Origin of the sequence: Sphingobacterium psychroaquaticum (assembly GCF_004421025.1) — a bacterium.
GTDB lineage: Bacteria > Bacteroidota > Bacteroidia > Sphingobacteriales > Sphingobacteriaceae > Sphingobacterium > Sphingobacterium psychroaquaticum.
Genome location: NZ_CP038029.1, coordinates 3,891,952 through 3,908,347, shown reverse-complemented (window position 1 = coordinate 3,908,347; position 16,396 = coordinate 3,891,952). Strand labels below are relative to the sequence as shown.

The following is a 16,396-nucleotide window of genomic DNA, read 5'->3' as shown; positions in this document are numbered from 1 at the left end:
TTTTTCGGTTTTTTTGATGTTTTTATTCTTAAAAAGGCGTTGAAACACATATTATCTCAGGATTCCTTTTACGGTGTATAAATATAAACAAATCTATACAAGCGATCATCTGCTTATTTTTCAATATAAGTTCTTAATTTAGGAGGTATGAAGAGGTTCTTTACTATCGTAATCTTGTTGCTCTGTGTGGGAGCATTACACGCGCAACGCATTAAGGTTTTATCCTATAACATTCATCATGGAAATCCGCCCGAGATTCCTGGGAAGATTGATCTTGAAAAAATAGCGCAGATTATTGTTGCTTCGGGTGCAGACCTGGTGGGTATACAAGAGGTTGATGTGAATGTTTCGCGCTCCAATAATATCGATCAGGCCAAAGTGTTAGCGGAACTTACGGGAATGTATTATTTTTTTTCTAAAGGGATAGATTTAGAGAAAGGAGAATACGGAACACTTATCTTGAGCAAGCATAAAATAGTGGGAAAACGACGTTACGATTTGCCTATGGTGGAGCCAAGTGAAAATAGATCTTTAGCTATCGTAGATGTCGAATTGCCTAATGGTAAGCAGATTTCTTTTGCAAATACACACCTGGATCTGAAAGCGAAAAATAAAGTAGAACAAGCTAAGTATATCAATGAATTAGGTGATTGGTACAGTCGTCCGCTCATCTTGGTTGGGGATTTGAATGCGGAGCCAGAAACTGAACCGATTCAACTATTAGAACATTTCTTTGTTCGTAATACCAAACAGAATGGAGCAACGTTTCCGAATACAAAGCCTAGGACTGAAATTGATTATATCATGGTAGGGAAACATAGCAAGTTTTCATGGATCGATTATCGTGTTCTCAATGAGCCTTACGGTTCCGATCATTTACCTTTATTTGCGGAGTTGAATATTACACAATAGTATATTTATTTGTTTTCCGTCAATTTTTTTTATTTTTATACAATTTTATAGCAGGAAAGTTAATGAGATATATTTCGGCAAGCACGGTTGCTCCCGTAGTTGGTTCCCTTATTCGGAATGGTGTAGTCGCTCTTGACGATACTGGGACGATTATTGCAATTTATGAGGAGGGGGATCCTCACCTTGACGGTGTAGAGGTGGAATTTTATGCAGGAGTACTAATTCCTGGTTTTGTGAATGCACATTGCCATATCGAATTATCGCATATGCTAGGGAAGACGAAAAGGAATATGGGACTCCCTGTGTTTTTATCTGAAGTGATGACCATGCGTGAGGAATCGCAAGAGGTTATTTTGGATAAGATTGCTGAAGCCGACCATATGATGTATGAAAACGGAATTCAAGCAGTTGGCGATCATGTGAATACGGACCATTCGGTCCAAGTAAAGAAAAAGAGTAAAATCATATATCACACGTTTGTTGAGGTTATGGGATTGGTGAAAGAGGAAGTGCAAAATCGAATTGATCGAGCTCGTGATATTGAATTTTTCTTCGAACCAAATGCTTCTATTACACCACATGCACCCTATTCATGTTCGAAAGAGCTATTTAAGACTTTTCGTAAGGTTGTAGGGACAGACAATATCCTTAGTATTCATAACCAAGAAAGTGACGAAGAGAATAAATTATTTCGATATAAGTCAGGTGGTTTCTTGAAGTTTTACGAAAAAATGGGCATGAATGCGGATAGTTTTAAAGCGCAAGCTAGAAACTCTATACAATCGTATTTGCCATATACCCCGGTGTCCAACAGATTAATTTTAGTGCATAATACGTTCACTTCGCTAAAAGATATCGATTTTGTCCAGCGACAAGGACGGGACGTGTATTATTGTTTGTGTCCTAAAGCAAACCTTTATATTGAGGGAAAATTACCTAAGATATTGAATTTTATCCCAAGCAACGATCGGATAGTAATTGGTACGGATAGTTTGGCATCCAATGATACATTGAATATTCTGGAAGAATTGAAGGCCATCGCTGCAGAAGTGAGCCAGATTGATTTTCTGCAATTGTTAAAGTGGGCGACGATTAATGGGGCGAAAGCTTTGGGATTGGATGCACAATTAGGATCTATCGAGGTGGGTAAGCGTCCAGGATTGGTACTATTGGAAGGAATGGAAGACTTACATTTAGTCGATTCTGTTACCTTACGTCGTCTGGTTTAGTTTTTCGCTTTTTATACAAATTTAGGTAAGTTTGCTCCCCATGAAACATCTCGATATTGTGGTCACAGGAAAGGTGCAAGGAGTTTATTTCCGTGCTACCGTAAAAGCAGTTGCCGATCAATTGGGCGTAAAGGGTTTTGCGCTAAACCAACCCGACGGGTCTGTGTATATAGCGGCTGAGGGAGATGATTTTGCCTTGTCTTCGTTGTTGGAGTTCTGTGATGAGGGGCCAGAGCGTGCAGAGGTAGAAAATGTAACGTCTACTGAAGGTGAAATACAGGGATTCAAAGACTTTGTGGTTCGCAAGAAGCTAAAATAAGGAGTGAAGGATGTCTGTTGTTAAACGATTTCTGAACGATACAGCTATTTACGGGCTGTCTACCATTGTTTCTCGGTTACTGAATTTTATCCTGACGCCGATTTTAGTGCGTAAGCTCGATACGGGCATATACGGTATTTTTACGAATATGTACTCATGGTCGGCGCTAATCAATACGTTTCTAGCCTTTGGGATGGAGACAACCTACTTCCGCTACCTCCAAAAAGTGGATGAAAAGGATAAGATGAAGGTTTTTAACAATAGTTTTATTGTTACCATTTTTACAAGCCTTGTATTTCTTTTCGTACTTTTTTCCGTGATATCACCTGCGTCGGAGTGGTTTGCTGCTAACGGACTCCAATCGGTTGCTGATTATAAGCAATATATTTGCTTTATGGGGCTGATATTAGCTATAGATGCTTTAGCTGTTGTTCCGTTCGCAAAGCTTCGTTCTGAAAACCGCCCTGTTAGATATGCCTTACTAAAGACAATCAATATATGTGTTTTTGTTTGTTTTACGCTGTCTTTCATGGTTTTTATACCTTGGTTGATTCGGACATTCCCCTCTCTTGAAGGCTTTTTTACGTGGTACAAGGGCATGTGGTTGGGCTATGTGTTTTTGTCTAATCTTATTGCAAGTGCTGTAACCTTGCTGATGTTATGGCCTCAGATACGCGGGTTTAGTTTTCGAGTAGACAAGAAGTTGCTAAACAGTATGTTCTCCTATAGCTTGCCAATTTTTATAGCGAATGTGTCTTTTATCGTCAATGAGCATCTGGACAAGATCTTGTTGCCAAGCCTACTCCCTGGGAATGTAGGGGAACGAGAACTTGGGATTTACGGTGCTATATCGAAAATAGCTATGTTTCTCAGCATCTTTGTGCAGGCTTTCCGGTTGGGAGCCGAGCCGTTTTTCTTCTCTTATGCAAAGAACGAAAACGCCAAAAAAGTATATGCCGTGATAATGGAGTATTTCGTTATCGCAATGGTTCTTGTAATGGTGGGGCTCTCTATGAACATAGAATGGCTGAAGTACTTTATTAAAGGGGGCAATGCAGAGCAAGTAGCTAGGTATTGGTCGGGCTTGGATTATATTCCAATTATCTTGTTTAACTATGTCTTGCTCGGGATCTATATGAATTTATCGGTGTGGTATAAGCTTTCAGATCAAACGAAATATGGTCTGTATATATCGGGGATAGGTGCATTGGTGACTATAGTTCTCTGCTATGTGCTGATCCCGAAATACAGTTACGTCGGCGCTATTCTTGTGACATCAATAGCATATACGGTTATGGTATTGTTATCTTACTTTTGGGGACAGCGCAATTACCCGATTCCTTATAAGGTCGGAAAAACTGTCGGTTACCTCGCTCTAGGAGGTGCTTTGGTCGCGATAAATTATGTCTTCTTTGCGCGCAACTTCTGGAGCGGTAACGCGTTGTTGTTCGTGTATTGTGCCGTTGTTTTGTACAATGAAAGAGTTGTGTTATTAGGGTTGTTGAAGCGAGGGTAATGCTTTCATCGCATTATGCAATAGGTCGTTCCAGCTCAGGCTGTTCGTGTGATTCAATAGACCTACACCCTCGTCCTTTAGATTCGTAATTACGGATTGCTTTTAATAAGGCTTCAATTGTAATTTTTTATTTTAATTTTTCATTGTTTTTATGTCTATCGGCGTCCCGTATAGATTTCTTCTCTAAGTTCTTTTCTAATGCGTCGGTTAGGTCGATACCTGTTTGATTCGCTAGACACATCAGTACGAAAAGAACATCGGCCATCTCATCTGCTAGATTGACCTCTTTATCCGACTTTTTAAACGATTGTTCGCCGTACTGGCGTGCCATTATACGTGCGACTTCACCCACTTCTTCCATTAACATGGCTGTGTTGGTCAGTTCATTGAAATAGCGAACTCCTGTCGTCGTAATCCATTTATCTATTACTTCTTGTGCTTCTTTAATTGTCATCTTAAAAATTGTCTTTATCCTGTGTGTTCATTATGATTGTTACCGGGCCATCGTTGCGAAGGTCAATCTTCATGTCGCCTCCAAAGATGCCCATTTGTACTTCTTTTTCTAAGAGTCCTGATAGGTATTTACCCATCTCGTCATACATTGGTCTCGCTTTATCAGGTTTGCCTGCGCGGATAAAAGAAGGCCGATTCCCCTTTTTTGTTTGAGCAAATAAAGTGAACTGAGAGATCAATAGAATCCCGCCAGCGATATCTTGTACCGACTTATTCATCAATCCGTTCTCATCTGAAAAAATACGAAGATTAACTATTTTTTGAGCTAACCACTTCATATCTTCTTCTGTATCGATCTCCTCGATTCCCACCAAGACCAATAGCCCTTGGTCTATTTTTCCGGTTACTATACCTTCCACTGTGCAGGACGCATGTGTGACCCGTTGTATTACTGCTCGCATATGACGCTAAAAATAGAAAAAAAAAGCTACCTTTGCGCTATCGTTAGGGGTGCCTTGTTTTCGAACACGAATAAAGGCTGAGATTATACCCAGTCTCTTTACTATGGTAATGGAGACGCACCTGATCCAGATAATGCTGGCGGAGGGAAAGGTTAAGTTAAATTATTACGCTATTGTGAACCCCTTGCAATAGTATGTTTAACGAAAAAAATCAAATTATTAATGATTAAAGTATCAATCAGTGCACTATTAGTAGCTTTGTCATTCACGACATATGCGCAGCACCGTTTATCGTTGGAAGTAGTTAACGATAGAAATCAAAAGTTACCTAATGCCAGTGTTTCGGTGAGTAAAGTCAAGCGGTTGGTTCAACAAACCAATGCAGAGGGACAAGCTCAGTTTAATGATTTAGGATCAGGCAGCTATCAAGTTCATGTTTCTTATGTCGGTTACGGCACTCAGGATACCACATTGCGATTAACGAGTAATCAGTTTGTCCGCATCCAACTTCGTGAGGCAAGTCTACGCGCAGAGGAGGTGTTGGTCAGCGCGACGCGTGCACGAAGTAATGCATCAACCAGTTTCTCCAACATCGATAAGCAAACGATCGAGAAGGTAAACATGGGACGTGATATTCCTTATCTGTTGGATCAAACCCCTTCGGTTGTGATTGGCTCGGATGCTGGAAATGGTATTGGATATACAAATATGACGATTCGTGGTTCAAGCAATGAACGCATCAATGTTACTTTGGATGGTATTCCGTTAAATGATGCCGAAAGTATGGGTTCCTTTTTTGTGAACATCCCCGATTTTGCATCCAGTGTAGATAACATTCAGGTACAGCGCGGTATTGGTACGTCCACTAATGGGGCAGGTGCTTTTGGAGCCTCTTTGAATATCCAAACCGATGCCTTGCAGGAGAAACCTTATGCAGAGCTCAATAATAGTTATGGTTCCTATAATTCGTGGAAGAACACCGTAAAAGCAGGGACGGGACTTATTAATAATCGCTATGCATTTAATGCACGGTTGTCGCGCGTGGCTTCGGATGGTTATATTGACCGTGCTTCATCGGATCTTAAGTCCTTCTATGTTGATGGTGGTTTTTACGGTAAGAAGCAGAGCTTAAAGGCGACTTTGTTTTCTGGGAAAGAGAAAACATATCAGGCATGGTATGGTACACCAGAGCCGCTTATTAAAGGTGATCGCGGTCGCTTAGCCGATTATGCAGTAGGTATGGAATTGAGCAGTTCCGAAACAGATCGTCTGTTGAATGCGGATAGAAAATACAATTACTATACCTACGATAATCAGACGGATAATTACACACAGACGCACGCGCGGATTCATTATAATAATCAGGTAAGCGACCAATTTAACTTTAGTGGAGCTTTGCATTATACCCGTGGTGCGGGCTATTATGAAGAGTACCGTGCAGATGATAAATTATCGAAGTATGGAATGGCACCTGTAATCTTTGGAACAGATACGACAAAGACTTCGGATTTGATTCGTCGTCGTTGGTTGGATAATCATTTTTATGGAGCGACCTATGCATTTAATTATACACCATCGAATGATTTGAAGCTGACTTTAGGCGGTGCTTTCAATCAGTACACGGGTGATCATTATGGCGAAGTAATTTGGTCTCGCTTCGCATCTAACAGTGAATTGGGCGATCGTTATTATGAGAATAATGCAAAGAAAAATGATTTTAATATCTACGGTAAAGTAAACTATACGCTAGATAAGTGGTTGTTCAATGTGGATCTGCAATACCGGACATTGCATTACAAAATTGATGGGAATGATGATAAAATAAAAAATATAAACATCCATGATGATTTATCGTTTTTTAATCCTAAAGCCGGACTTACTTATCTAATCAATGCGCAGAGCAATGCATATCTATCGTATGCCTATGCGAGTAAAGAGCCTGTTCGGAAGGATTATGTCGAGAACCCATTGAATGCTTTTCCGACGCCAGAGCGCATGCAAAATATAGAAGCGGGGTATCGCTTGCGTACAACCTCGTTTAATGTAGGGGCTAATGCATACGCGATGCTTTATAAAGATCAGTTGATTCCGACAGGAGCAATTAATGATGTCGGAGGAACGATTCGTCAGAATGTGCCTGACAGCTATCGCGTAGGGATCGAATTAGATGCTGCATGGAATATTACGGAGCAATTCACATGGCGTGCAACAGCTGCTTTCAGTCAGAATAAAATCAAAAATTTTAAAGAATATGTGCCAGTTTATGATGAAGACTGGAATGATCTTGGTCTAAAGGAAATTGAATATAAGAAAACGAATATTGCATTATCTGCAGCAACCATTCTTTCAAATGAGTTTGCTTATCGCCCGATTCAGAATCTTGAATTTAGTTTACGTACTAAATATGTATCTCGCATGTATTTGGATAATACATCAAGTAGGGAGCGGAGCATAGATCCTTTTTTGGTAAATGATCTGAATGCGCGCTATAGTTTTGCTGCTTTAGGCCTTAAAAATGTGGATCTCATGGTAAGTGTAAATAATATTCTTGGAGAGAAGTATGAAACCAGTGGTTACACTTGGGGGTCGATGAATACTACCGGGGAACGGACGTTCTATAATTTCTATACACCGCAGGCGACGGCGAATTATATGATGGGTATAAATATTAGATTTTAATAACGCTATAATATAAAAAAGGGGTTCAGAAATAATTTCTGAGCCCCTTTTTTATGGAGTTTTTTTATTTAGACTGCGGCAAATTCGAATTCAGAAAAAGAATTTTGGATCTCTTCTAAAACTTCTAAGATCTCACGATAATCTTGTAGCCCGACCAGTTGTGTTCTATATTCTTTAAAATTTGGAATACCTTTAAAGTAGTTAGAATAGTGACGACGCATCTCAAAAACACCTGTTTTCTCCCCCTTCCATTCGATAGATTTTATTAAGTGTGTTTTGCAAACCTCTACACGTTCCGCAATAGTTGGGCCTTCTAAGCGTTGGCCTGTCTCAAAGAAGTGCTTAATTTCACGGAAAATCCAGGGGTATCCAATAGAGGCACGACCTATCATAATCCCATCCACTTCATATTCTTGACGCCACGCAGCTGCTTTTTCCACAGAGTCCACATCGCCATTACCAAAAATCGGAATCTTAACGCGCGGGTTCTGCTTTATATCTCGAATCATGCTCCAATCAGCTTGTCCTTTATACATCTGAGCACGTGTTCTACCGTGGATGGCCAAAGCTTTAATACCAATATCTTGCAGCCTTTCCGCTACTTCATATACATTTTTAGTGTTATCATCCCAGCCCAAGCGCGTCTTAACCGTAACGGGAAGGTGTGTGGCATCTACAACTGCTTTCGTCATAGCAACCATCTTGTCAATATCCTGTAACAAAGAAGCACCAGCACCGCGACAGGCGACATTCTTTACGGGGCAGCCGTAGTTGATGTCGATTAGATTTGGCGCGGCCAGCGTGCAAATCTCTGCGGACTTACGCATGCTTTCTATATCTGAACCAAAGATCTGGATGCCAATCGGACGCTCATACTCGAAGATATCAAGCTTTTGGCGCGATTTTGCTGCATCCCGAATTAATCCCTCCGAAGAGATAAACTCGGTGTACATTAAATCTACACCGTTCTGCTTACACACGTAACGAAATGGTGGATCACTCACATCTTCCATTGGTGCAAGCAGCAATGGAAACTCCCCTAAATCAATATGTTCACCTATTTTAACTGACATTTTGCAAAATTACGCATTCTAGCTGGTTTTTTATAACTGGTGCTTTCAGAGTTGATCTACGAACTCTTTTATCGCTGCTCCTGGATTATCCGTCCGCATGAAATTCTCACCGATTAAGAAGCCTTGGAAGCCAGCAGCCCGCAGCGCCGTAATCGTTGCAGGATCAGAAATACCACTTTCAGATACTTTGATATATCGACCCGGGATCTTATTTACAAGATCATAGGAATGTTCCAAGCTTACCGAGAAGTCTTTAAGATTACGGTTGTTGACACCGATAGCATCTATACTATTAAATAAGCTGCGGTTCAATTCCTCTTCATTATGTACTTCGAGCAAGACATTCAGACCAAGTGATTTCGCATAGATGGACAGCGACTCTATTTCGGTAGCTTCTAAGCAAGCTGCTATTAACAAAATAATATCAGCACCGTATGCTTTCGCTTCAGCAATCTGGTAACGGTCGATAATAAATTCCTTCCGCAATAAAGGAATAGTCAATGCTTGCCTAGCAGCTGTCAGATCTGCTAATGATCCTTGAAAGAAATCAGGGTCTGTTAATACAGAAACTGCTGAAGCTCCTGCATCTTGGTAACCTTTGACGACCTGCGCAACGGATGCCGTGCCATTTATTAATCCTTTTGAAGGCGATGCACGCTTAAATTCTGCAATAATTCCAGTACGCTCAGGGTGGAGCATCGACTCCCTTAAGTTGTAACATTCCCGTGAAAAGAGGGGGTATGTTTTTAATTCTGCTAATGAAACCTTGGCTTGGGCTTCCGCTACTTCAGTTCTTTTTTTTGCTATGATTTTATCTAGTATGTTCATTACTTAAAACTAGGTGATCGTTAGTCATTGTTTATTTTTATGTCCTGATGGCCCTGCACTACATTGTATGTGTTGAGGTATACCTTATTTCAACCAATTCTCGATCAATAATTTTCCATTGGTTGTCAAGATTGACTCTGGGTGAAACTGCATGCCGCGCACATCATATTCAGTATGTGATAGCGCCATAATAATACCATTCGGGTCGACCGCCGTTACTTTGAGGCAATCTGGAAGATTATCCTTTTCTACCGCCCACGAGTGGTATCGTCCAATCATGGAGTCCACAGGGAAGTTTTGAAAAAGCTTTTCATCAGCATCTGTTACGTTGATGGAAGTGGCAACACCATGAAGCGGTTTTGGCATATTGAAAAGTGTGCCGCCAAATACTTCGGCTATTGCTTGTTGACCTAAACAGATTCCCAAGATACTTTTTGTCGAAGCATAAGTACGTATCACATCTATTAGCAAGCCTGCCTCTTCGGGAATGCCGGGACCAGGAGACAATAAGATCTTGTCGTATGCCGCTACGTCTCCCAGCGCAAACTTATCATTGCGAACTACAACGTATTCTTGGTTTAATTCCTGTAGTAGGTGTACAAGGTTATATGTGAAGGAATCGTAGTTGTCGATTACCAATATTTTTTTACTGCTCATTATTGTGTTCTAAAACGTTTATTGTTTCCTGTTCGGCTAAAGCGCGTTGTTTGTTCCGATAAACCTCACGTAAAGTTATCAATTCTTCAATACGTGCGTCAATAGTTTCTAGTGAAGTGGCGATCTGTGTCGTTGTTTCACAATAATCTAAAGGGCGGATCATGGTATTTCTATTGCTCATATTGTTTCTGCTAATTCCAAAGCACGACGGAGCGCCGCAATTTTATTATTTACCTCTTGTAATTCCATCTCTGGATCAGAATCCAAAACGATACCTGCACCGGCCTGATAGTGCAGCACATTCTGCTTACTTAGGAAGGAACGAATCATGATGGCATGGTTGAAATCACCATTGAAGCCCATATACCCAAGGGCACCGGCGTAGAACGATCGTTGCAAGCCTTCATAACGATCGATAAGTGTAAGTGCCATATGCTTAGGAGCGCCCGATAAGGTCCCTGCAGGGAAGGTGTCGCCAACGACATCGAAAGGGTTTGCTTCTGGATTTAACTTCCCCGATACTTTGGAAACCAAGTGTATAATATGGGAGTAATACTGTGCTTCTTTGTATGATTTGACCTGGACATTCGTGCAATGGCGACTTAAGTCATTGCGCGCAAGGTCAACCAGCATCACATGTTCGGCTGATTCTTTAGGGTCATTCTTGAGTGCTTCTGCGATTTTTTCATCTTGTTCCATGTCGCCTGTTCTTTTAAAAGTTCCGGCAATCGGATAAATGGTCGCTTCTCCCTTTTTGATCGTCAGTTGGGCCTCTGGCGAAGAACCGAAAAGCTTAAAGCTTCCATAATCAAAATAAAATAGGTAAGGCGAAGGGTTTACAGAGCGCAAGGCTCTATATACATTAAACTCATCACCGGCAAAAGGAGTAGAAAAAGCACGTGAAGGAACAATTTGAAATACATCACCGCGCTGTATATGTGCTTTCATACGTGTCACTAGGTTTTTGAAGTCTTCATCTTTCATATTTGAACTTTCGCCACCTTTTCGCTGGAAGTTGTACTCTGGGAAATTCTTGTTTTGTATCAGATATTGCATCCGGTCCAGATCCGATATTTCATTTTCCAGTAAGTTTTCGAAAATATGAAGTTCGTTGCGAAAGTGATCGATCGCAATTACGTACCGATAGACGTGGTATTGTAGTTTTGGGATATTCCGTTCAGCAGCCTTTGGAGTGGTTAATGTAATATCTTCAAAATGTTCAATGGCATCAAATGTGAAATAACCAAAAAGCCCTGAAGAAATGACTTGGTGTTTTTCTGTCTCCGTTTGTACAAATTGCTGTCTGAAGGTAGAGACCTCTTTTCTTAAGTTTATTTCAGAAGCTGGTTTGTAAATAGAAGATTGCCCCGGATAGCTGATAGATAGCTGTGTGTCGTCTAGTGTAATACCAGCTATAGGTTGACAGCAGATGTAGCTGATATTATTGTCTCTGCTTTGATACTCTGAGCTTTCCAGCAATAGACTATTTGGGAAAGAATCGCGCAAACGCAGGTATATACTCACCGGTGTGGTTGTATCGGCAAGTATTTTTTTGTGTTTTGTTTGTAGCGTATATTTCATATTATTTTTGATTTTCGATAAAAAAGAAAAGGCCCGACAATTAGATCGTCGGGCCTGTTTTCACACTGGTTTTGGTTGATTATGAATATTTTATAACATACCAAATCTGTTCCCGACGATTTCTATCGCAGGCCACCACCAATTTGTATATATGTTTCTTATTGTCATTTGTACACTACAAATTTATTATATTTTTTTGCTTTACAAACTTTTTTTAGAAAAAAAACAAAAATAATTGCAAAACGTTAGTCATTCAATAAATCAGGACGACGTTCTAAGGTGCGTTTGAGTTGCTCTTCATCGCGCCACGCGGCGATCTTTGCTTCATGGCCACTGAGTAATACATCCGGTACTTTATGTCCGCGCCATTCGGCCGGTCGGGTGTAGATTGGAGCATCTAGAAGGCCATCTTGGAAGGAATCGGACAGGGCAGAAGTCTCATCAGAAAGGACGCCGGGGATTAAGCGTGCTATAGCATCAACCAGGATTGCAGCGGGTAATTCGCCTCCCGATAATACATAATCACCAACTGATATTTCTTTTGTAACAAAGATATCGCGTATGCGCTGATCTATACCTTTATAGTGACCGCATAGGATCATAATATTTCCTGCTGAAGAAAGACTATTTGCAATTTCTTGATTCAAAGTTTCCCCATCTGGAGTCATATATATGATATCGTCATATACCCGTTCGTTTTGTAATTTTTCGATGCAGGCAGCAAAGGGTTCGATTTGCATAACCATCCCTGAACCACCTCCGTAAGGATAGTCGTCTACAGACTTATGTTTGTTATTGGCATAGTCACGTAGATTATGGACATGGATTTCTACCAAGTCTTTTTTTTGTGCACGCTGTAAGATGGAATGTGCAAATGGACTTTGTAGCAAGTCGGGCAATACGGTAATAATATCAAAACGCATGGCGCAAAGATAATTAAAATCTATTGAGGGGAAATAGTTTGAACCGTATTGTCTTTTTCAAGGATAAATTGCTTGTTACAATTCATGTTTTTAAATATTGCCTTTCGAAGAAATTTATAATCATTCTAAATAGAATAATGTAACAGAATATTATTCCGTTTTACTTCTGTTTTTTTATCTAAAGTTCTGTTTTGTTTTTGTTCTACTAAACGAACGTTTGCTTTTTTGTTTTTGCAATAGATGTGCTATTTAATTGCTTTTTTATTGCTTTGTGGTTTGAAATGTTAAAAAGCTTGTAATAACAACTATGTTCGTATACATTTGCCTTCCGCTTTTGTTAAAAAATGTTAACGACAGCAAGATACTTACCTTATTATTGATTCTAAACGACTGAAAAGAACATTTGTTTGCGTTTTTTCATCTTTTAGACCTTTTTTCACAGGGCCTTTTGATGATTTTATTTGGTTGCTATTGCAATTTATGTTTGCGCATGCATTTGGTTGATGTGTAATATTATCAATAAATTATATAAACAACATGAAACAAAAATTACTCAGTTTTATTCTGCTGTGTACGCTCTTCATAGGAGGGGCATTTGCGCAGAATCGTCAGGTGAGTGGTAAAGTCACATCTGCGGCGGATGGTTCACCAATTAGTGGTGTTTCTATTGCTGTGGTGGGTGGAACTGCTGCTACACAGACAGATGCGTTGGGAGCGTATTCGTTCAGTGTGCCTGAAAATGCAACATTAGCTTTTTCTTACCTAGGCTATATTGCACAACGTCTTCCTGTTGCAGGAAAAACTACTGTAAATGTAGCGTTACAATCGGATGAAACAGCTTTAGAAGAAGTTGTGGTTACGGCTTATGGAACGCAAACAAAAGAGTCGATTGCAGGCTCAATTTCGACATTAAAAGCAAAGGATTTGGAGCAGGTTCAAACTGCAAACGTGGTCCAATCTTTAGCGGGTAAGGTTGGCGGTGTACAGATACGGTCTACCTCAGGACAACCTGGGGCCTCTGCAACTGTTCGTTTTAGAGGTTTAGGCTCTATTTCTTCGTCAAATGACCCTTTGTACGTTGTGGATGGTGTTCCGTATAATGGTGATATTTCGGCAATTTCTTCCCAAGATATTGATCAGATGTCCTTCTTAAAAGATGCTGCTGCAAATGCATTATATGGTAGTAGAGGTGCGAATGGCGTTATTATCATCACGACGAAAAAGGGTAAAAACAACAACAAAGTAGATATCACGCTTGACTCTCGTGTTGGTTTTAATTCAAGAGCAACAAAGGATTACAATTACATAACAGACCCTTCGGAGTATTATGAACTTAGATGGCAAAGATTACGCCTAGGTGAAATAGTTAATGGTGCTTCGGATCAAGATGCAAGAACTACTGCATCTAATACTTTATTCAGTGATTTGAAATACAATATTTTTAATGTTGGAAATAACGAAATTATCGACGCTTCTTCTGGTAAAATAAATCCGTCTGCTAAAGTTTTATACCACGATGATTGGAATGACTATTTATTTGACAATAGTATCCGTCACGAACATTCATTAAACTTAAGATATGGAAATGATAAAGTGACATCTTACTTGTCTGGAGGTTATTTGAAAGATGATGGTTATGTGATCAACTCTGGATTTGAGCGTGTTTCTGCTCGTGCTAATTTAGAGTTTCGTCCGTATGAGTTTGTTAAACTTGGAGGGAACGTGAATTTTGCGAGTACTAAGTCAAGAGATCCACAAGCTGGAAAAGCTTCAGGAACATATTCGAACTTGTTCTCTTGGAGTAGAAATATGGCGCCTATTTACCCAATCTTTGCAAGAGATAAAGAGGGGAATATTCTTAAAAATGCTAATGGACGCGATTTGTATGATTGGGGTAAGGGAGAAACTATTAATCCGGATGGATCTAGTGCCGTAAGACCTTATATCACCAACATGAACCCATACGCATCAACATTGTTGAATATTCAAACGAATACAAATACCAATGTAAGTTTGCGGACATATGCTTCCTTCGACTTTCTTAAAAACTTTAATTTCACCTATAATATTGGTTACGACTTTTTAGGTGGTAATAGACTTCGTTATGCAAATAGCGAGGGCGGTGATGCGGCACCTTATGGAGGTTCTATTACAAACGCGCTTATCAATGAGTCGACATTGACCAATCAACAATTATTGACGTACGATAAGAAATTTGGACAACATTCTTTAAACATTTTAGTGGGGCACGAAAGCTCTGACTATAGCAGTAAGATGATTTCTGGTGCGAAAACAATGGTTGTTATTCCGAATGAAATCTTCTTATCTAACGCAAGTAAATTCAGTGCTTTGAATGGCTATACCGATAATTACAAAGTAGAGGGCTATTTGTCTAAGGTTACTTATAACTATGCGGGGAAGTATTACGTTAATGGCTCGTTTAGAAGAGATGGTTCATCGGTTTTTCACCCGGATAATCGATGGGGTAATTTTTATGGTATAGGCGGTGCATGGATTGCTTCGAATGAGGATTTTCTTAAATCTGTGGATGCAATTTCTAATTTAAAGTTCAAAATAAGTTATGGGGAGCAAGGTAATGATAACTTGTATTATCCATCTTATGTATCAATGGATCATAGAAATCATTTTGGGTATTCTCGCAACTTCTATCCATACATGGATCAATTCGAAATTACAGCCGACGCGGAAGGAAACCCTTCTATTAAACAAGTGTATACTGGTAATAAGGATTTGAAATGGGAGGTTTCTCGGAACTTTAATACTGGCTTTGAGTTAGGCCTTTTTGCTAATAGATTGAATGTCGACTTCGAATTCTTTACAAGAAAGGTTTCTGATATGCTTTATAATTTCCCTCAGGCACCTTCATCTGGTATTCCAGCGATATCCAAGAATATTGGTGATATGAAGAATACTGGTGTGGAGATTTCTATTAATGGTGATGTTGTTCGCACAGATGACTGGAATTTGAACTTATGGGTAAATGCGACGCACTACAAAAACAAGATTACTAGACTTCCGCAACCATTTGTAAATGGCGGTATCTTTAGATTTGTAGAAGGCCAAAGCGCTTATACTTATTACTTGAGAGAATTTGCCGGTGTTGATCCAACAACAGGTTTAGGTAGTTGGTATGTCGGTGAAACAGATCCGATTTCTGGTCTTTCAACCGGTGCGAAAACAACGACACAAACACATTCGTCAGGGACACAGTTTCTTAGTAATAAATCTGCACATCCAGATGTTTATGGAGGTTTCGGATTTGATTTACGATATAAGAAATTATCCTTTAATGCTGGATTCGCTTATCAATTAGGTGGTTATGTTTTTGATAATGTTTACCAAGGATTGTTTAGTGAAGGTACTGGAATGGGAAACAGTGGAGCTAATTACCACAAGGATGTGTATAAAACATGGACGCCAGAAAATACCTCAGCTATGTTGCCTATTTTAACTAGCGTGGATAAACAACAATATGGTACTTCAGATATGTTTTTAGTATCTGCAAACTATTTAAGTTTAGAAAATTTTGGTATTTCTTATGACTTATCGGGACAGAAAATGGAAAGAATTGGTGTTAAGAATGCACGTGTTAGTGTACTGGGTAACAACTTATTTATGTTGTCAAAACGTCAAGGGTTAGATCCTAGAATGATGCAAATTGGTGGCGAGTTAAACAATGGCCTTACACTTAATAGTTACTCATTATTGAGAAGTCTTTCTTTAGGTTTAACCGTTAATTTTTAA

14 protein-coding genes are annotated in these 16,396 nt (G+C 39.7%); 6 read left to right on the top strand and 8 right to left on the bottom strand.

The window, feature by feature from the left end:
- The first annotated feature begins 147 nt into the window (after positions 1–147).
- From E2P86_RS16110 to E2P86_RS16095, 4 genes are all read left to right on the top strand, one after another.
- Positions 148–912 carry an endonuclease/exonuclease/phosphatase family protein gene (locus E2P86_RS16110; RefSeq protein ID WP_085473213.1) on the top strand — a complete coding sequence of 255 codons (765 nt, stop codon included), beginning with the start codon at positions 148–150 and terminating at the stop codon, positions 910–912.
- Between the two features lie 62 nt (positions 913–974).
- Positions 975–2,141: an amidohydrolase family protein gene (locus E2P86_RS16105; protein ID WP_085473212.1), complete on the top strand. Its 1,167-nt coding sequence runs from the start codon at positions 975–977 to the stop codon at positions 2,139–2,141.
- Positions 2,142–2,181: 40 nt separating this feature from the next.
- Positions 2,182–2,460 carry an acylphosphatase gene (locus E2P86_RS16100; RefSeq protein WP_085473211.1) on the top strand — a complete coding sequence of 93 codons (279 nt, stop codon included), beginning with the start codon at positions 2,182–2,184 and terminating at the stop codon, positions 2,458–2,460.
- A gap of 10 nt (positions 2,461–2,470) precedes the next feature.
- Positions 2,471–3,976 (top strand): lipopolysaccharide biosynthesis protein, encoded by a 1,506-nt coding sequence (locus tag E2P86_RS16095; protein WP_134433747.1) that lies wholly within the window; start codon positions 2,471–2,473, stop codon positions 3,974–3,976.
- Between the two features lie 127 nt (positions 3,977–4,103).
- On the opposite strand, the gene E2P86_RS16090 is transcribed toward E2P86_RS16095, so the two are convergent.
- Together E2P86_RS16090 and dtd are read right to left on the bottom strand one after the other, a co-directional pair.
- Positions 4,104–4,430 carry a nucleotide pyrophosphohydrolase gene (locus E2P86_RS16090; protein WP_085473209.1) on the bottom strand — a complete coding sequence of 109 codons (327 nt, stop codon included), beginning with the start codon at positions 4,428–4,430 and terminating at the stop codon, positions 4,104–4,106.
- Position 4,431: 1 nt separating this feature from the next.
- Positions 4,432–4,890 carry a D-aminoacyl-tRNA deacylase gene (gene dtd, locus E2P86_RS16085; RefSeq protein ID WP_134433746.1) on the bottom strand — a complete coding sequence of 153 codons (459 nt, stop codon included), beginning with the start codon at positions 4,888–4,890 and terminating at the stop codon, positions 4,432–4,434.
- Positions 4,891–5,112: 222 nt separating this feature from the next.
- On the opposite strand from dtd, the gene E2P86_RS16080 reads away from it, so the two are divergent.
- On the top strand, positions 5,113–7,569 hold the full coding sequence (locus E2P86_RS16080; protein WP_134433745.1) for a TonB-dependent receptor: 2,457 nt from the start codon (positions 5,113–5,115) through the stop codon (positions 7,567–7,569).
- A 68-nt stretch (positions 7,570–7,637) separates the two neighbouring features.
- Here the strand turns inward: E2P86_RS16080 and dusB are convergent, their stop codons facing one another.
- From dusB to trmD, 6 genes are all read right to left on the bottom strand, one after another.
- Positions 7,638–8,642 (bottom strand): tRNA dihydrouridine synthase DusB, encoded by a 1,005-nt coding sequence (dusB, locus tag E2P86_RS16075; RefSeq protein ID WP_085473206.1) that lies wholly within the window; start codon positions 8,640–8,642, stop codon positions 7,638–7,640.
- 45 nt (positions 8,643–8,687) lie between these two features.
- On the bottom strand, positions 8,688–9,470 hold the full coding sequence (gene trpC / locus E2P86_RS16070) for an indole-3-glycerol phosphate synthase TrpC (RefSeq protein WP_134433744.1): 783 nt from the start codon (positions 9,468–9,470) through the stop codon (positions 8,688–8,690).
- Between the two features lie 84 nt (positions 9,471–9,554).
- Entirely contained in the window at positions 9,555–10,127 is a 573-nt protein-coding gene (locus E2P86_RS16065) for an anthranilate synthase component II (protein WP_134433743.1), read from the bottom strand.
- Positions 10,117–10,308: a hypothetical protein gene (locus E2P86_RS16060; RefSeq protein WP_085473203.1), complete on the bottom strand. Its 192-nt coding sequence runs from the start codon at positions 10,306–10,308 to the stop codon at positions 10,117–10,119. The genes E2P86_RS16065 and E2P86_RS16060 overlap by 11 nt, the downstream gene beginning before the upstream one ends.
- The gene (locus E2P86_RS16055) at positions 10,305–11,708 is read right to left on the bottom strand and encodes an anthranilate synthase component I family protein (RefSeq protein ID WP_134433742.1); all 1,404 of its coding nucleotides are present in this window, start codon (positions 11,706–11,708) and stop codon (positions 10,305–10,307) included. Before E2P86_RS16055 ends, E2P86_RS16060 begins: the two co-directional genes overlap by 4 nt.
- A gap of 245 nt (positions 11,709–11,953) precedes the next feature.
- Positions 11,954–12,631 (bottom strand): tRNA (guanosine(37)-N1)-methyltransferase TrmD, encoded by a 678-nt coding sequence (gene trmD, locus E2P86_RS16050; protein ID WP_134433741.1) that lies wholly within the window; start codon positions 12,629–12,631, stop codon positions 11,954–11,956.
- Positions 12,632–13,168: 537 nt separating this feature from the next.
- Here trmD and E2P86_RS16045 point away from each other — a divergent pair.
- Positions 13,169–16,396, top strand: a complete 3,228-nt coding sequence (locus E2P86_RS16045) for a SusC/RagA family TonB-linked outer membrane protein (RefSeq protein ID WP_134433740.1) — start codon at positions 13,169–13,171, stop codon at positions 16,394–16,396.